At 72.5% G+C, this 16,958-nt stretch carries 17 protein-coding genes; 6 read left to right on the forward strand and 11 right to left on the reverse strand.

The genetic code is table 11. The features are described from left to right. Positions 1-39: 39 nt before the first annotated feature. Positions 40-1,119: a succinyl-diaminopimelate desuccinylase gene (gene dapE, locus ABEB03_RS23560; protein ID WP_345652834.1), complete on the reverse strand. Its 1,080-nt coding sequence runs from the start codon at positions 1,117-1,119 to the stop codon at positions 40-42. 130 nt (positions 1,120-1,249) lie between these two features. Here dapE and ABEB03_RS23565 point away from each other — a divergent pair, with 130 nt between their 5' ends. Then, on the forward strand, positions 1,250-2,230 hold the full coding sequence (locus ABEB03_RS23565) for a heavy metal transporter (protein WP_345652837.1): 981 nt from the start codon (positions 1,250-1,252) through the stop codon (positions 2,228-2,230). 331 nt (positions 2,231-2,561) lie between these two features. Then, positions 2,562-3,008: an ATP-binding protein gene (locus ABEB03_RS23570; RefSeq protein WP_345652840.1), complete on the forward strand. Its 447-nt coding sequence runs from the start codon at positions 2,562-2,564 to the stop codon at positions 3,006-3,008. Between the two features lie 114 nt (positions 3,009-3,122). Here ABEB03_RS23570 and ABEB03_RS23575 read toward each other — a convergent pair whose 3' ends face one another. Beyond that, a complete protein-coding gene (locus ABEB03_RS23575; RefSeq protein ID WP_345652843.1) occupies positions 3,123-4,226 on the reverse strand; it encodes a bifunctional succinyldiaminopimelate transaminase/glutamate-prephenate aminotransferase in 1,104 nt (367 codons plus the stop codon). A 180-nt stretch (positions 4,227-4,406) separates the two neighbouring features. Then, entirely contained in the window at positions 4,407-4,727 is a 321-nt protein-coding gene (gene fdxA, locus ABEB03_RS23580; protein WP_019058397.1) for a ferredoxin, read from the reverse strand. A gap of 140 nt (positions 4,728-4,867) precedes the next feature. Here fdxA and ABEB03_RS23585 point away from each other — a divergent pair, with 140 nt between their 5' ends. Together ABEB03_RS23585 and ABEB03_RS23590 are read left to right on the forward strand one after the other, a co-directional pair. Further along, on the forward strand, positions 4,868-5,914 hold the full coding sequence (locus ABEB03_RS23585) for a GNAT family N-acetyltransferase (RefSeq protein WP_345652847.1): 1,047 nt from the start codon (positions 4,868-4,870) through the stop codon (positions 5,912-5,914). A 17-nt stretch (positions 5,915-5,931) separates the two neighbouring features. Then, the gene (locus ABEB03_RS23590; RefSeq protein WP_345652850.1) at positions 5,932-6,786 is read left to right on the forward strand and encodes a transglutaminase-like domain-containing protein; all 855 of its coding nucleotides are present in this window, start codon (positions 5,932-5,934) and stop codon (positions 6,784-6,786) included. A 6-nt stretch (positions 6,787-6,792) separates the two neighbouring features. On the opposite strand, the gene ABEB03_RS23595 is transcribed toward ABEB03_RS23590, so the two are convergent. From ABEB03_RS23595 to ABEB03_RS23630, 8 genes are all read right to left on the reverse strand, one after another. Next, positions 6,793-7,407, reverse strand: a complete 615-nt coding sequence (locus tag ABEB03_RS23595) for a response regulator transcription factor (protein ID WP_028801960.1) — start codon at positions 7,405-7,407, stop codon at positions 6,793-6,795. Beyond that, positions 7,404-8,588, reverse strand: a complete 1,185-nt coding sequence (locus ABEB03_RS23600; RefSeq protein WP_345652856.1) for a sensor histidine kinase — start codon at positions 8,586-8,588, stop codon at positions 7,404-7,406. Before ABEB03_RS23600 ends, ABEB03_RS23595 begins: the two co-directional genes overlap by 4 nt. After that, positions 8,585-9,325, reverse strand: coding sequence for an ABC transporter permease (locus ABEB03_RS23605; RefSeq protein WP_345652859.1), 741 nt, complete (start codon positions 9,323-9,325; stop codon positions 8,585-8,587). Before ABEB03_RS23605 ends, ABEB03_RS23600 begins: the two co-directional genes overlap by 4 nt. Next, positions 9,322-10,245: an ABC transporter ATP-binding protein gene (locus ABEB03_RS23610; RefSeq protein WP_345652862.1), complete on the reverse strand. Its 924-nt coding sequence runs from the start codon at positions 10,243-10,245 to the stop codon at positions 9,322-9,324. The genes ABEB03_RS23605 and ABEB03_RS23610 overlap by 4 nt, the downstream gene beginning before the upstream one ends. A gap of 172 nt (positions 10,246-10,417) precedes the next feature. After that, the gene (locus tag ABEB03_RS23615; protein WP_345652865.1) at positions 10,418-12,583 is read right to left on the reverse strand and encodes a hypothetical protein; all 2,166 of its coding nucleotides are present in this window, start codon (positions 12,581-12,583) and stop codon (positions 10,418-10,420) included. A 160-nt stretch (positions 12,584-12,743) separates the two neighbouring features. Further along, the gene (locus tag ABEB03_RS23620; protein WP_345652868.1) at positions 12,744-13,163 is read right to left on the reverse strand and encodes a DUF6113 family protein; all 420 of its coding nucleotides are present in this window, start codon (positions 13,161-13,163) and stop codon (positions 12,744-12,746) included. Beyond that, positions 13,160-14,062, reverse strand: coding sequence for an N-acetyl-1-D-myo-inositol-2-amino-2-deoxy-alpha-D-glucopyranoside deacetylase (gene mshB / locus ABEB03_RS23625; RefSeq protein ID WP_345652871.1), 903 nt, complete (start codon positions 14,060-14,062; stop codon positions 13,160-13,162). Before mshB ends, ABEB03_RS23620 begins: the two co-directional genes overlap by 4 nt. Positions 14,063-14,122: 60 nt before the next feature. Continuing rightward, positions 14,123-14,317 (reverse strand): hypothetical protein, encoded by a 195-nt coding sequence (locus ABEB03_RS23630; protein ID WP_028801953.1) that lies wholly within the window; start codon positions 14,315-14,317, stop codon positions 14,123-14,125. A 175-nt stretch (positions 14,318-14,492) separates the two neighbouring features. On the opposite strand from ABEB03_RS23630, the gene ABEB03_RS23635 reads away from it, so the two are divergent. Then, complete coding sequence (locus ABEB03_RS23635; protein ID WP_345652875.1) at positions 14,493-16,649, forward strand: S9 family peptidase; 2,157 nt, start codon at positions 14,493-14,495, stop codon at positions 16,647-16,649. Between the two features lie 59 nt (positions 16,650-16,708). Next, the gene (locus tag ABEB03_RS23640; protein WP_345652878.1) at positions 16,709-16,846 is read left to right on the forward strand and encodes a hypothetical protein; all 138 of its coding nucleotides are present in this window, start codon (positions 16,709-16,711) and stop codon (positions 16,844-16,846) included. Positions 16,847-16,958 lie beyond the last annotated feature (112 nt).

A 16,958-nucleotide genomic window follows, 5' to 3' on the forward strand; every position in this document is an offset into this window, starting at 1 on the left:
ACGCGAGCATGTCCGCCATGAACCGCCGTCGCGTACGGCTCAGGCGGTGAGCCAGGCCCTCAAGCGCTCCTCACCCGCGAGGATCTTGGACGTTTCGACCCTTTCGTCACGCTTGTGCGCCAAGTGCGGGTTGCCCGGACCGTAGTTCACCGCGGGGACGCCGAGCGCGCTGAAGCGGGAGACGTCGGTCCAGCCGTACTTCGGCTGCGGGGTGCCGCCGACCGCCTCGATGAACGCGGCGGCGGCCGGGTGCGAGAGCCCGGGGAGGGCGGCGCCGCTGTGGTCGTCGACGACGAACTCCTCGACCCCGCAGTCCGCGAAGACCTCGCGGACATGGGCGACGGCCTCCTCCTCGGTGCGGTCGGGGGCGTAGCGGAAATTGACGGTCACCACGCACTCGTCGGGGATGACGTTGCCGGCGACGCCGCCGGAGACGGCCACCGCGTTCAGGCCCTCGCGGTACTCGAGGCCGTCGATGACGGGGTAGCGGGGCCGGTACTCGGCGAGCCGCGCCAGGATCGGGGCGGCCGAGTGGATCGCGTTCGAGCCCATCCAGCTGCGGGCGGAGTGGGCGCGCTCGCCCGTCGTCCTGAGCAGCACCCGCAGCGTGCCCTGGCAGCCGCCCTCGACCTGACCGTCCGAGGGCTCAAGGAGGACGGCGAAGTCGCCCTCCAGCCAGTCGGGGTGGGCCTCCGCCACGTGCTTCAGACCGTTCAGGTCCGCCGCGACCTCCTCGTTGTCGTAGAAGACGAAGGTGAGGTCGCGGTTGGGGGCGGGAACGGTGGCCGCGATGCGGAGCTGGACGGCCACGCCCGACTTCATGTCGCAGGTGCCGCAGCCCCACAGCACGCCGTCCTCGTCGAGGCGGGAGGGGACGTTGTCGGCGATGGGCACGGTGTCGATGTGGCCGGCGAGGATCACGCGCTCGGCGCGGCCCAGGTTCGTCCGCGCGACGACGTTGTTGCCGTACCGGTCGACCGTCAGGTGCGGCAGGGCACGCAGGGCGGCCTCGACGGCGTCGGCGAGCGGCTTCTCGCTGCCGCTCTCCGAGGGGAAGTCGACGAGCTGGGCGGTGAGCCGGGCGGCGTCGAGGGTGAGGTCAAGCGGGGTGTCGGCCATGGCGTCGACCCTAGCGTTTACGGTCCGTGGCTCCGCTCGGCGGCCGGAGGCGTCCGGTCGCCCCGGGCGGCTCAGAAGTTGTCCACAACCCCAGGGACCACTGACAGGACCCTCCAGTACCTTGTACGTCGTGTCAGAGCCGTCCCCCGCACCCGTCCGGCGCGGCCGCCTCCTCCGTTCCGGGGCGGCCGTCATGGTCCTGCTCGCGCTCGCGGGCTATCTCGCCGTGCAGTACCTGACGGGAGGCACCGGCGCGCCGAGATGCGAGGTCGTCTCGGGCAAGGGCGACGGCGCGTCGTACGAGTTCACCCCGGAGCAGGCGGTGAACGCGGCGACGATCTCCGCGGTGGGCACCTCCCGGGGCATGCCCGAGCGCGCCGTGACGATCGCCCTGGCGACGGCGCTCCAGGAGTCCGGCCTGCGCAACATCACCCACGGCGACCGGGACTCGCTCGGCCTGTTCCAGCAGCGGCCCTCGCAGGGCTGGGGCACGACGAAGCAGATCATGGACCCGACGTACTCGGCGGGGATCTTCTACGAGCACCTGGCGAAGGTGCCGGGCTATTCGCGGCTGCCGCTCACCGTCGCCGCGCAGCGGGTGCAGCGCAGCGGCTATCCCCAGGCGTACGCGAAGCACGAGCCGGACGCCACCCTGCTCGCCGCGGCCCTGACCGGCCGCGCGGCGGCCACGCTGACCTGCGAGGGGCGACCGGACGCGACCGAGGCGGGCGGCTCGGACTCGGTGCGGACCGCGCTCGTACGGGACTTCGGACGCGATGTGCTCCAGGAGGCGGGTGCCGACGTGGGCGCCGGGGGCGCCTCCCCCGCGCCGTCGGCCGCCGCCTCGGCTTCGGCGAGGGGCGGCAGCCGGACCGTGACCGTCCCCGTGCGCGAGGGGACCGCCTCCGGCACGGACGCCGCCCGGCGCGGCTGGGAGCTGGCGCACTGGGCCGTGGCGAACTCCTCGGCGCTGCACATCGACCGGGTGTCGTACGCCGGGCGCGAGTGGACCGCCGGCAGCACCCAGGGCGAGTGGCGCACGACGGGTGCGCAGGGAAGCGCGGCCGCGGGGAAGGCCGCCGCCGAGGTCCGGATCGTCACTGCGCAGTAGTACGGCGCCTCACCCGTCCGGGGGACTCGCTCCGTGTGACTCCGCCGATGTGCGCAGGTTTTCGCGCGGTCACCCCCACCACCGTCGAATCCCTTGAGAACAAAGGGCGGTAAGGATTCGGCAGACTTTCCGACCGGGTGCCCTTTGCCCGCTTTTATCCGCAGCCGATAATGCGACGCATTGCCAACTCTTTACGTCGGGCCACCGCAACCTTCGCGGGTTTCGAGCGGTAGTCACTGCGTCCGACGCCCAGAACGATCACCGGCAGCCAGCCGGTCAACTGCCGGGCTCGGGTGGACACTTCCACGTTCTCTCCCGTCTAAGGAGCATCATGTCCCTCCCCCTGACCCGCCGGATCGCCCGTGCCGCGCTGCTCATCGCAGCGGGAGCGGCTCCCGTGGTCGGTGCGGCCGGCTCCGCCAGCGCTGCGGCCGAACTCCCGGCCACCCCGAACCTCGGTGGGCTGACCGCCCTGGACGGGGCGAGCGTCGGCAACACCGTCGACGGTGCGGCACAGAACGTCACCGGGCTCGCGGGCGACACCGGCGGCAAGACGGTCAAGAAGGCCGTGCCCGCCGCAGGCAAGACCGGTGGGAAGGTCGCCAAGAAGGCGACGCCGGCCGCGCAGAAGGTGGCCGGCGACGCGGCGGGGCAGGCCGGCGGCCTGCTCGGTGACACCGCGAAGACGGCGACCGGTGGCGGCCTGCCGACGGACACGGTGACCAAGGGCGGGCTGCCGACGGGCCAGCTGCCGCTGAAGGGCCTGCCGCTCGGCTGACCACAGGGCCGGCACGCCTGACCACAGGGCCGGCACGCCTGATCACAGGGCCGGTACGACGGAGGGGTCCGGGGAGCTGTCCCCGGACCCCTCCGCGCTGCTCGGGCCGCGGGCTCAGGCCTGGCCGGACAGTCGCTCGACCGCCGCGGCGACCCGCTCGTCCGAAGCCGTCAGGGCGACCCGCACGAACGTCTCGCCCGCCGTGCCGTAGAAGTCGCCGGGGGCGACCAGGATGCCCAGCTCGGCCAGGTGGGCCACCGTGTCCCAGCAGGACTCGTCGCGGGTGGCCCAGAGGTAGAGGCTCGCCTCGCTGTGCTCGATGCGGAAGCCGTGGCCGAGCAGCGCGTCACGCAGCGCGGTACGCCGGGCGGCGTAGCGCTCGCGCTGCTCGCGGACGTGGGTGTCGTCCGAGAGGGCGGCGACCACCGCGGCCTGGGTCGGCGCGGACGTCATCATGCCGCCGTGCTTGCGGATCTGGAGGAGCTCGCCGAGGACGGCGGGGTCGCCAGCGAGGAACGCGGCACGATAGCCGGCCAGGTTCGAGCGCTTCGACAGGGAGTGCACCGAGACGATCCCCTCGTAGGAACCGCCGCACACGTCCGGGTGCAGCACCGAGACCGGGTCCGCCTCCCAGCCCAGCTCGATGTAGCACTCGTCGGAGAAGACCAGCACGCCGTGCTCGCGGGCCCAGGCGACGATCCGGGTCAGCTCCTCCTTGGACAGGACCCGGCCGGTGGGGTTCGACGGCGAGTTGAGCCACAGCAGCTTCAGACCCGTCGGGTCCAGCTCGGTGGGGTCGTCGTAGACGACGTGCTCGGCCCGGGCCAGCCGCGCGCCGACCTCGTACGTCGGGTAGGCGAGGCGCGGGTGGGCGACCTTGTCGCCGGGGCCGAGGCCCAGCTGCGTCGGCAGCCAGGCCACGAGCTCCTTGGAGCCGACGACGGGCAGCACATGGCGGTGGGTGACGTCCCGCGCCCCGAGGCGTCGCTCCACCCAGCCCGTGAGCGCGTCCCGCAGCTCGGGCGTGCCCCACACGGTGGGATAGCCCGGCGAGTCCGCGGCGGCGACCAGAGCCTTCTGGATCAGCTCGGGCACCGGGTCGACCGGGGTGCCGACGGACAGGTCGACGATGCCGCCCGGGTGAGCGGCGGCCGTCGCCTTGTAGGGCTCCAGCTTGTCCCAGGGGAAGGTGGGAAGCCGGTCGGAGACTGCGGACACGGGATCGGGCTCACTTTCTCGTACGTACGACCCGTACGTATCGCTGGTACTCGCTGTGCTCGCCGCGGGCCGTACCCGTCGCGCGCGGCGCACGCGCCCGGTACGGCAAACGCCTCGGTCCCGTACGGCGACCGGAACGATCCGGCCGTACGGGACCGAGGCGGTGCGTGTGCGAGCCGCTTACTGGTTCTGCGGCGGCAGCGCTGCGACGAAGGGGTGGTCGCGCTCGATCAGACCGAGCTTGCTGGCGCCGCCGGGCGAGCCGAGCTCGTCGAAGAACTCGACGTTCGCCTTGTAGTAGTCCTTCCACTCTTCGGGAGTGTCGTCCTCGTAGAAGATCGCCTCGACCGGGCACACCGGCTCACAGGCTCCACAGTCGACGCATTCGTCCGGGTGGATGTACAAGGACCGGGAGCCCTCGTAGATGCAGTCGACCGGGCACTCCTCGATGCACGCCTTGTCCTTGACGTCGACACAAGGCTGCGCGATGACGTAGGTCACGCTGTCGTTCCTCCTCGATAGGGCGCTGGCGGGCCTCCGTAGGCTCCGCCGCCTGGCGCGCGGGAGCGCGGCGTCGTCGATGCCCGCCCCTAGTATCTCCGTTCTTGGGCATGATCCGAACAGGAGGGGTGAACTGACCTGTGGAAATCTCGTCGTCCGGCCGCCTTGAGGTCCGTATCACCGCTGCTGACGTGGGAAAACGTGTCTCGGTACGACGCTTGAGCGACGATGGAGACACGGGAGAGAAGTTCACCGACACGGTCGGTGTTCTCACATCATGGGACAACGGTGTGCTGCTGATCACACGGCGGACCGGCGAACGTGTCCGGATCGCGGAATCCTCGCTGGTCGCGGGCAAGGTCGTGCCCGCCGCCCCGGCGCGTCGGCGGGGCCCCGCGGCCTCGTACGAGGAGCTGGCGCGGGTCTCCGCACGGGCCTGGCGGCCGGTGGAGAGCGAGCGGCTCGGCGGATGGGAGCTGCGGGCCGCGTCCGGGTTCACCCGGCGCGCCAACTCCGTGCTGCCCCTCGGCGACCCCGGCATGCCGCTGGACGACGCGCTGGCGTACGCGAGCGCCTGGTACGCCGCCCGTGACCTGCCCGCCTACGTCCAGACCGCGACCGGGGCCGAGGGCACGCAGGAGCTGCTGTGCGCGGACCTGGAGGAGCGCGGCTGGGTCCGTGAGGTGACGGCCGGCCTGTGGATCGGTTCGCTCGCGCCGATCGGGGACCGGGACGCGCCGGGGGTCACGCTCTCGCGTACGGCCGACGACGCCTGGCTGGGCCGCTACCAGCGCAAGGGCCTCGGCGAGGTGGCGCTGAAGGTGCTGGGCAGCGGGCCCTCCGTGTGGTTCGCGACCGTGCCGGACGAGGAGGGCGAGGCGCCCGCCGCGATCGGCCGCTGTGTGGTGGACGGCCGCTGGGCCGGGTTCGCCGCCGTCGAGGTCGGCCCGGCGCACCGGCGCAGGGGCCTCGGCACCGCAGTGATGGCCGCCCTGGCCCGCCGGGCCCTGGACGAGGGCGCCTCGGCCGCCTGGCTCCAGGTGGAGGACGACAACGCGGCGGCACGTGCGCTGTACACCGGGATGGGCTTCGCGCCCCACCATTCGTACCACCACTACCGCCGGGCCGCGGACGCCGGAGCGGCGGGGCACGGTTTCGGCGCCGCCGAGCCGTATCGATCGGCGTGAAGGGGCACGAGTCCGGCATGCGTTGCTCTCCACAGCCACCGGAACCGGAGCGGGCCGCCGAGGTGCGACGGCTCTTCGCCGAGGAGGCCCGGACCGAACGGCCGGACCTGTCGATGCTGTGCCTGCTGATCGGGGCGGCGGCCGACGGGACGCTCGACGAGGCCGGGACGGACGCGGCGCAGATCGAGCTGGACCGGCTGGCGGGACTGCTGCCGTTCCGCCCGGGCGGGCCGCGGTCCTGGGCCGCCGCCCTCGCCGAACTGCTCGGCGGGCGCTGCGGGTTCCACGGCTCGCCGGCCGACTACCAGCGGCTGGAGTCCTCACTGCTGCACGAGGTGCTGATGCGGCACCGCGGGCTGCCCATCCTGCTCTCCGTGGTGTGGATGGAGGTGGCACGACGGGCCGGCGCGCCGGTGTACGGGGTCGCCCTGCCCGGGCACTTCGTCGTGGGCTTCGGACCGGCCGAGCAGCAGGTGCTCGCCGATCCCTTCGACGGCGGGCGGGTCCTGACCGGCCCGGACGCCGAGCTGCTCGTCGCGGGGGCGACCGGCGCCCCGCTGGACCCGTCGATGCTCTCCCCCGCCGACCCGCTCGACGTCGTCCTGCGCGTCCTGAACAACATCCGGGCCTGGGCGGCCGCCCGTCCGGAGCGCTCCGACGTGTCGCTGTGGGCCGTCGAGCTGTCCCTCCTGCTGCCCGCGCACCCGGCGCGGCTGCGCTACGAGCGGGCCCAGCTGCTGGTCAAGCGCGGCGACTTCCTGGGTGGGGCCACCGAACTCGACGCGTACGCCGACGTGGTGGCCGCCGTCGACGAGCCGGCCGCGGCCCGGGTGCGGCACCAGGCCCATGCGGCACGGGCGATGCTCAACTGACCCTGCCTACAGCCAGCCCTTCTCGCGGGCGATCCGTACCGCTTCCGCCCTGTTGCGGACCGCCAGCTTCTGGATGGCCGTGGACAGGTAGTTGCGGACGGTGCCCTGGGAGAGGTGGAGGGCGGCGGCCAGCTCGGCGTTGGTCGAGCCGTCGGCCGCGGCGCGGAGCACCTCACGCTCCCGGTCGGTCAGCGGGTTGGCCCCCTCGGCCAGCGCCGCGGCGGCGAGCGTCGGGTCGATGACCCGCTCTCCGTCCAGCACCTTCCGTACCGCCGCGGCGAGTTGGGCCGCGGGGGCGTCCTTCACCAGGAAGGCGTCCGCGCCGGACTCCATGGCGCTGCGCAGATAGCCGGGGCGGCCGAACGTCGTCAGGATGAGCAACTTGACGTCCGGGAGGGCCGCGTGGACCTCGGCCGCGGCCTCGATGCCCGTTCTGCCCGGCATCTCGATGTCGAGGAGCGCGACGTCGACGTCGTGCTCGCGGGCGGCGGCCAGCACCTCGTCGCCGCGCGCCACCTGGGCGACCACCTCGATGTCCGGCTCCAGGCCCAGCAGGGCTGCCAGCGCCTCGCGGACCATCGACTGGTCCTCGGCGAGCAAGACCTTGATCGTGCGGCTCATGCCCCGGATCCTACGGGGTCGTCCGCGGCGTCCGCGCCTGCCTCCGCCCCCGTCAGCGGCACCCGTGCGACCAGCCGGAACCCGTGCCGCACCCGCCCGGCCTCCAGCGTTCCGCCCGCCTTCTCCAGTCGTTCGGTCAGCCCGGTCAGACCGTTGCCGTGCGAGCCGGCGGAACCGCCGGAACCGTCGTCCTCCACGGACAGTTCGAGCACCGGCCCGTCCAGTGTCTGACGGCGCAGGAGCTCCACGGTGCAGCGCCGGGCCCCGCTGTGCCGTACGACGTTGGTGACCGCCTCGCGCAGCGCCCAGGCGAGCGCCGACTCGCTCTCCTCGGGCACGCCGGTGAGATCGGGTTCGACCGGCAGGTCGGCCCGCACGCCCGCCGCGGTCAGCGCGACCTGGGTGCCGGCGAGTTCACCGGCGAGCCGGGGTCGGCGGTAGCCGGTGACCGCCTCGCGCACGTCGACGAGGGCCTGGCGGCTGACCTGTTCGATGTCGGCGACCTGCTGGGCCGCCTTCTCCGGGTGGTCGGGAAGCATCCGCCCGGCCAGTTCGCTCTTCAGCGTGATCAGCGACAGCGAGTGCCCGAGCAGGTCGTGCAGGTCTCTGGCGAGCCGCAACCGCTCTTCGTTGGCGGCGAGTTGGGCGACCGTGGCGCGGGCCTCGCGCAGCGCGATGGTCGTCCGCAGGAGCTCGCGCACGCCGGTCATGGCGAACCCGCCGAGGAAGGCGGGGATGAGCAGTCCCGCCAGATAGGCCTTGCCGCCCGGGACGATCAGGGCGACCGTCGTCAGCACGGCCGCCACGGCCGGGATGGTCAGGCGCGCCCAGCGCAGCGGGAGGGCCGCGCCGGCCGCGATGGCCACGTACACGAACAGGACGAGCCATTCCCGTCCCAGCGTGAGGGAGAGGACGGCCGCCTGCGTCGCGAGGGCGCCCAGCGAGCCGAGCACCAGCCTGTTGTGCTCCCCGCGCCCCGTACGGAAGACGAGGGCGCCGTACCAGAGCACGAAGGCGATCAGACCGATCCAGCCGAGCACCACGACACCGGTGCTGTGTCCGCCGTGCACGAGGTCGCTGACCGGCGCGCTCAGGTAGACGAGCCAGATGCCGGTCCAGACGACCTTGACGATCTGCTGCTTGCGGTTCTGCGGGCGCTGCCCGATGCCGACGCTGCTCACGCCTTCAGCGTGTCCTTCCGGTACAGCCAGGCCGCGCCGCCCACGAACAGGACGAAGGAGACGGCGAGGATGGCGAGGTCCTTCGCGTGCGGGGCGTCGCCGAGTTCGATGGCCTGCCCGAGGGCAGCGTACGCGTGCGTGGGCAGCCACTTGGCGATGTTCTGCAGCCAGTCGGGGAAGGTGGTGGTGGGCATCCACAGGCCACCGAGCATCGACAGGCCGAAGTAGGTGATCATCGTGATCGGGCGGACCGCGTCACCGCTGGCGAGGTAGCCGATGGCGACGCCGAGCGCGGCGAAGACGAGGCTCCCGGCCCAGATGGCGAGGGTGAGGGCGATCCACTGCCAGGCGTCCAGCCGTACGTTCTTCACGGCCGCGGCGACCACGAAGACGATCACGATCGAGGGCAGGCTGATCACGGCGGCGCTCGCCGTCTTCGCGAACACGTAGCCGCGGCCCGGGAGCGTGGTGAGCCTCAACTGCCGTACCCAGCCGCTCTCGCGCTCCTTGGCGATGCGCTCGCTGTTGCCCATCAGGACGGCGGTCAGGGCGCCGAAGGACGCCATGGAGACCATGAAGAAGGTCGGCAGGTTCAGGCCCGTCCCGTCGACCTCGGTCGTGCTGTCGGCTCTGCCCGCGATCAGCAGGAACAGGGCAGAGGGGTAGATCACCGAGAAGAACAGGAACTTGCGGTTGCGCAGGGCGCGGGTGATCTCCAGTTTGATCAGGCTGTTCACTTCGCCTTCGCCTCCTCGGCGGCCGTGATGGCGACGAAGGCCTGCTCCAGACCGAGCCCGGACACTTCGAGGTTGCGGGGGTAGACGCCGAGCCCGTACAGCGCGTGCACGGTCGCGTCGGCGTCGGAGGACTGGATGCGGACGGTCTGCCCGGACACGTCGACGGATGTCAGGAAGGGCAGCGCGCGCAGCGGTCCCTCGTCGATCGAGCCCTCCAGGTCGAAGGAGATCCGGCGGGCGCCGGCCTTCGCCTTGATCTCGGCCGCGGTGCCGTCGGCCAGCAGCCGGCCGCGGTGCAGGACGAGCACCCGGTCGGCTATGGCGTCGGCCTCCTCCAGGTAGTGCGTGGCGAACAGGACCGTGCGCCCCTGGTCGGCCTGTTCGCGCATGGTCGCCCAGAAGGACTGGCGGGCGGAGACGTCCATGCCGGTGGTGGGCTCGTCGAGCACGATCAGGTCGCTGTCGCCCGCGGTGGCGAGGGCGAAGCGGACGCGCTGTGCCTGGCCGCCGGAGAGCTTGTTGACCTTGCGGTCGGCGATCGGGGAGATCCCGGCCCGGGCGAGGACGTCCTGGACGCGGAAGGGCTTCGGGTGCAGGTCGCACGCGAGCTTCACCAGCTCGCCCACCGTGACCTCGTCCATCAGCCCGCCGCTCTGCAGCATGGCGCCCACCCGGCCGCCGACGATGGCCTCGCGCGGGCTGGTGCCGAAGACCCGGACCGCGCCGCTGTCGGCCTGCTTGAGGCCGAGGAGCAGGTCGAGGGTCGTGGACTTGCCCGCGCCGTTGGGGCCCAGCAGGGCGACGGTCTCGCCCGGGTGCAGATCGAGGGTCAGCCCGTCCACGGCCCGTACGCTGCCGTACGTCTTGGTCACCGATTCGAAGCCGACCACCGAGGTGGCGGTCGCCGCAGTCGTTGTCATGGCATCCATCGTGGCGACGGACGGGGTGTCCGGGGCAGTGCAGCTTGTCGTCTCTCGGAGATGACAGATGTCATGTGCGGCGGGCGGCACGCCACTTCGCGCCGCGCGTGGTCCCGGTCGCGCGAAAGGGGGGCCCGGTCGTGACCGGGCCCCCCTTCCAACCGCCTCGGGACTAATTCGGGTTGGTCTCGATGACCGCGACCCGGTCGGTCTTGCTCATCAGCGCCTGGCGCAGGGCGACGTAGACGTCCTGCGGCGTGACGGGCGTCTTCTTGCCGTTGGCCCGGGTGATGAGAACCCCGTCGAACGTCTGACCGTACAGCTCCTTCAGGGCGTTCAGGTCCGGCTTGTCGGTCAGTTTGCCGTCGGGGGTCGCTTCCACCCGGAGGAACTTCCAGAGCGAGTTCTGCGGGCTCATCGGGATCGAGTGCGCCGCGTCCGTCTGCACGGTCACGTTGGCCGACATCGCCGGCTTCGCGAACTTCGCCATCATCCGGTCGACCTCGGCGTTCGCGACCTTCGGCTGACGCGTCGTGGTGGCGACCTTCACCGGAGCGGTCGTGCCGGTCTCCACCTGGGCGCGGTACGCGTCCTGCACGGCCTGGGTCGAGGAGGCCACGTCGATGCCCTTGCCCGCCTTGCCGTACACGGGGACGGCCTTGCCGGACACGAACTTGATCGTGCCGTCCTGCATCGACCCGGAGCCGCCCGCGGCGCCCTCGAGGGCGGCCTGGAGCTTCTCCTCGTCGACCGGCATCACGGGCTCGATCACGCGCTCCTGGCCGAACAGCGACCCGATCACCGAGACGGGGTTGTAGTCGCTGCCCGCCGCGGCACGGACCGTGGCCTGGCTGTCGAGCTGGAGCCCGGCCTGGTCCGGCTTGAGCGCGACGGTGTCGCCGTCGACCGACAGCTTGAGCGCCGTGTTCGTGCGGTCGCCGAGGGCGTCGTCGAGCTTCCTGACGGCGTCGTCGCGGGTGCCGCCGCCGATGTCGACGCCGAGCACGGTGGTGCCCTTGGGCACGTCCGAGTGGTTCATCAGGAGGCCGGCACCGTAGGCACCGCCGACGAGGACCACCACGAGGACGCCCAGGAGGGCCGGCTTGTTGCGGCCCTTCTTCTTGGCCGGCTTCGACGAGGCCGGGGGCTGCTGGACCGGCTCGGGCAGCTTCGGCGGGGTGTGCGGCAGCGGTCCCTCGGTGTGCGCGCCCGGCGCGAACGGAGCGTTCTGCGCGGACGGCACGACGGGGATGCCGCTGGTCAGGGTGTGACCGGAGACGTTGTCCCCGGGGGCGCCGTAGCCGCCGGGGCCCGGCTCGGGGGCCGGCTTCTGCGGCGTGAGGATCGCGGTGTCGTCGCTCAGGCCACCGCTGAGGCCGCCGCCGGGCACCGCACCGGGTGCACCGGAGCCGCCGGGTCCGCCCGGACCCTGCCTCGCGGCCAGGCTGCCGGGCGCCACGCCGGGACCGGCGGGCGGCACCATCGGGCCGTCACCGGTGACCGGGCCGCCGGTCGGCCCCGCGGGTCCGCCCTGGCCGTTCTCCGCGAAGTACGGGAGGTCGTCGCGACGCGGCTCGGAGCCGCCCGCGCCGACGGCCGGGAAGGAGCCGGTACTGCCGAGCGCTCCGGAGATGTCGAAGGAACCGGTACCGCCTCCGTGGCCGGGGGCCACGGGTCCGGCGCCGGTGGCGCCGGGCAGCCCGGCGCCGTTCGTGCCGCCGGGACGGGGAGGGTTCGCCCCGCCGCCGGGACGGGCGCCGGCCGGGGGACCCGGCCGCGCACCGTTCCGGCCGCCGGGACGTCCACCCTGCGCGGGCGCACCGTTCTGGCCGCCGGGGCGTCCACCCTGCGCGGGCGGGGCGGCCGAACCGCCGGTGACGCCCGCTCCGTTGGTGGATCCGCCGCCCGGCCCGCCCTTGGGCGCACCGGACTTGCGGGGCGCGAACCAGTCGCTCGCCTTCTCCTCGGCCGCTGCGGGCGCAGCGCCGGACGGGTCGGCGGGCACGGGCGCGGGGGCGGAGCCGACGGCCGGCGCCGGCGAACCGGCGTTCCGCGGCGGCTCCGACGGGTTCCCGCTGCCGTCGGCGGCGTCGGCGGACGTGTCCGCGTCCGCGACGGGTGTGCGCACGACGACGGGCGGGATGGGCCGCGATCCGGGGATGTTGATCCGGATGCGCGTCGTCAGCGTTGTCTCGGTCTTGCGCTCCTCCGGCGGGTTGCCGGCGTCGGCACCGCTCTGGGAAGCCGTGGGGGTCCCGTACGGCGGCGTCCCCGACGGGTACGCGGCTCCACCGCGCCCGTTGGGCCCGGAGGACGAACTGTCAGTTTCACGACTCAAGGCAGGTTCTCCCGGTTGGCTCCACCGCCCGTTTACTCGACCTCATCTCGGGCAGCTCGGCGGCGCGCACCACCATACTGGCCGTGTCCGGCGCGCAAACCTCGCCCGCGAAGGAAACCCGCACGGGACCCGCACCTGTCCGATGCGGCGAAGTGGTACGTCACTTGCCAAGTCGGACGTCGGAGGCGTCCGGTTGCCGCCCCTGGCCGAGCGTGGCGCACATCACAGCGACAGCCATGCCACCGAGCAGGAAGAGATAGGAGACAAGTCCCGCGCCGAACAGGAAGTCGCCCTCGGGGCGGCTGGCGGTGAGCAGGATGACGGCCACCAGCCAGCCGGCCGCGGGAGCGACGGCCCCGGCACGTGTGCCGGTCGCCCGGCTGCCTCCGAGGAAGAGTCCGGCCGCACCCACGAGCGCGAGCAACAGTCCGAGGGGGAACCAGCCGGACTGCACCAGCGCCCCGGCGGCGCCCACCACGGCGCCGAGCAGAAAGAGCCCCAGACCGGCGGCGATCCGCCCGGCGGAGGGCCGTGTCAGCGGCTGCGCGAGCATGCTCCCGCGCTGTCCGGTCGTACTCATCGCGCGTCCGCTTCCTCTCGGTCGATGCCCGCGAACAGGTCGGTCTCCCGCGTCCCGGGCCGCTCCCCGCTCACCAACTCGTAGTACTCGGTGGTGAAGAGCGGCTGCGCCAGCTGGTTCGAGAGGACGAACCAGGGCTCGGACACCTCGATCTGGGTGGCGTGGGCCCGCATGGCGGCCGCTTTGGCGGCGGCGTACGCGGTTCCGTCGATCTCGGTGGTGACCGCCGTGTCGTCGACGACACCCGGGACGTCGGCGAGGTCCGCGGACCGGGTGAACGGCAGCTCCGGGAGCGCTTCCCGAAGCCGCGCGAACGCCTGCTCGCCCACGGAGCGCGGCACCCGGTTCCAGTAGACCTTGGTGATCCCCCAGGGGTCGCCGAGATCGCGGCGGAAGGCGCTGTCCGCGGCGAGCTCGGCGGCGCGCACGGCCACGCGGTGTGCCTTGATGTGGTCGGGGTGCCCGTATCCGCCGTCGGGGTCGTAGGTGACGAGCACCTGGGGGCGCACCTCGCGGATCACGGCGACGAGGTCGCAGGCGGCATCGTCGAGGTCGGCGGACCAGAAGGCACCGGCGCGACGGTTCTGTTCGACGCCCATCATCCCGGAGTCGCGGTGGCGTCCCTGGCCGCCCAGGAACCGGTGGTCGGTGACGCCCAGTTCCTTCATGGCGGCGGCCAGCTCTCCCGCCCGGTACGGTCCGAGCCCGCCCTCGCGGTCGGGCGCCAGGTGGGCGAGTCCGGGCGGGATGACCTCGCCCTCCTCACCGAGCGTGCAGGTCACCAGCGTCACCTGGGCGCCCTCGGCCGCGTACTTGGCCATGGTCGCGCCGTTGTTGATCGACTCGTCGTCCGGGTGCGCGTGCACCAGGAGCAGACGCCGGTCGGGCAGTTCCGTCATGGAACCCACCCTACGAGGCGGCCGCCCTCGTCCCGAGCCGGGCGCGGTCGGCGGACGGGATCAGAACTTGATGCTGCCGATCATCCCCGCGATGTTCGTGGTCAGCTCGTTGATCGTGGGAGCGACCGTGGAGGAGGCGAGGTAGAAACCGAGCAGGACACACACGATGGCGTGGGCGGCCTTCAGTCCTGACTTCTTCACCAGGATGAAGACGATGATCGCCAGCAGCACCACCGCCGAAATCGAGAGTGCCACGGCGGTTCACCTCCAAAGATCCCAGGGACATGGGGGGTCGGACATGGGGGTCGTAAATACATACAGCAGCCAGCAGGTTCATACCCACGCAGCGCTAGTGATCATAACTATCCGTACGCGCGCATCGATCGGCGCACGGCCGCACAAGGGGGCGCATGGCCAATATGGTCGGGGGATGACGAGCGAGCCTTTCTCCTTCCCGCGCCGGTACGCCCGGACGCAGCGGTTCACCTCCGGCGCACCACGGGCGTTCACGGTGTCCCCCGACGGTTCCCGTGTCGTGTTCCTGCGGTCCCTGTCCGGTACGGACCGGGCGCATCACCTGTGGGTCCTCGATGTGCCCCGGGACGGGGCGGGAGCCTCCCCGGGCGGTGGCGGGGAGCGGGTCGCGGCCGATCCGGCGGCGCTGCTCGGCGGCGCGGGCGAGGAGTTGTCCCCGGAGGAGCGGGCGCGCCGTGAACGCAGCCGTGAGGGCGGTGCCGGGATCGTCGGCTACGCCACGGACACCGCGGTCGAGCTGGCCTCTTTCGCCCTGTCGGGGAGGCTTTTCACGGCGGAGCTGAGGGCCGGGACGGCGCGTGAACTCCCCGTGGCGGGACCGGTGATCGACCCGCGTCCGTCGCCCGACGGCCGGTTCGTCGCGTACGTGGCCGGGGGCGCCCTCCGGGTCGTCGGCGCCGAGGGCGAGGACGACCGGGCCCTGGCGGAGCCGGAGCCGGCCGCGGGCGAGGGGTCGGTCTCGTACGGACTGGCCGAGTTCATCGCGGCCGAGGAAATGGGGCGTTCGCGCGGGTTCTGGTGGTCGCCCGAGAGCGACCGGCTGCTCGTCGCGCGGGTCGACGACACGCCCGTGCAGCGCTGGTGGATCGCCGATCCCACGCAGCCCGGGACCGAGCCGCAGCGGGTCGCGTATCCGGTGGCGGGCAGCGCCAACGCGGACGTACGACTCTTCGTCATCACGCTCGACGGGGTGCGCACGGAGGTCTCCTGGGACCGGGCGCGCTACCCGTATCTGGCGCATGTGCACTGGTCAGCGGGGGGTGCGCCGCTGATCCTGGTGCAGGCGCGGGACCAGCGCAGCCAGCTGTTCCTGGCCGTGGACCCGGACACCGGGACGACCCGCATGGTGCACGCGGACGAAGATCCACAATGGCTGGATCTTTTCCCTGGTGTGCCGTGCTGGAGCCCCGCCGGACAGCTCGTGCGGATCGCCGACGAGGGCGGCGCCCGGGTGCTCGCCTTCGGTGAACGACCGCTGACGGGGCCGCAGTTGCACGTACGCGCGGTGCTCGACGTGTCGGACGACGACGTGCTGGTCTCGGCGTCGGCGGGCGAGGCGGCGGCCGCCCAGGAGACCGGCGAGGTGCATGTGTACCGCGTGAACGAGCTCGGGGTGGAGCGCGTCTCGCAGGAACCCGGCGTGCACTCGGCCGTGCGCGCCGGCGGCGTGACCGTGCTCGCCTCCTCGGTGCTCGACCAGCCGGGCGTCCAGGTCCATGTCCTGCGCGAGGGGAAGACGATCGCGACCGTACCTTCCCTCGCGGAAAGTCCCGGTCTGTCCCCGCGCGTGACCCTCACGCAAGGGGGCGCACGGAAAATCCCATGCGCCGTGCTTATGCCTACTGACTACGACGGCGTCACTCCCCTCCCGGTCCTCATGGATCCCTACGGCGGTCCGCACGGCCCCCGGGTGCTCGCCGCGCACAACGCCCACCTCACCTCGCAGTGGTTCGCCGACCAGGGATTCGCCGTGATCGTCGCCGACGGGCGCGGCACCCCCGGTCGCTCCCCCGCCTGGGAGAAGGCGGTCCGCGACGACTTCACACTCTCGCTCGACGACCAGATCGACGCCCTCCAGGGCCTCGCGGAGACCTTCCCGCTCGACCTGTCCCGGGTGGCGATCCGCGGCTGGTCGTACGGAGGGTGGCTCGCGGGACTCGCCGTGCTGCGCCGGCCCGACGTCTTCCACGCGGGCATCGCCGGCGCCCCGGTCACGGACTGGCGGCTCTACGACACCCACTACACCGAGCGGTACCTCGGCGACCCCGCGGCCGACCCTCACACGTACGCGCACAGCTCGCTGATCACCGACGAGGGGCTGTCCGAGCCCGCCGCCCGGCACGCCCCGCTGATGATCGTCCACGGTCTCGCCGACGACAACGTGGTGGTGGCGCACGCCCTGCGACTGTCCTCCGCGCTGCTGGCCGCCGGACGCCCGCACGAGGTGCTGCCCCTGTCGGGTGTCACGCACATGACCCCGCAGGAGCAGGTCGCCGAGAACCTGCTGCTGCTCCAGGTGGACTTCCTCAAGCGCGCCCTCGGACTCGCCTGACGCCCGGGCCCGCGGTTGCAGGTGCACAGCGTCGCGGCGCACCGGACGGGTTCACGGAAGTGGTCCCGCACGTCGGAGAGGTCCGGCGTGCGGGGCGGCACGGCGAGCGCCATGAGTTGCAGGAGCCGACGCCGGAACAGCTGTCGATGACGACCCTGCCGCCCGTCTTCATGTACGAGTACACCTTCCCGCGGTAGCCCTTCTTCCGGCGCACGGGTCCGGCGTAGGTGCTGAACGTGCCGAGGTCCTCGTCGTCCGGGGTGGCGGTGTGGTCGTCCTTCGGCCGGATGCCCGTCGACCGGGCCGAGC

Source organism: Streptomyces siamensis, from assembly GCF_039543605.1.
Taxonomy (GTDB): Bacteria; Actinomycetota; Actinomycetes; order Streptomycetales; family Streptomycetaceae; genus Streptomyces; species Streptomyces siamensis.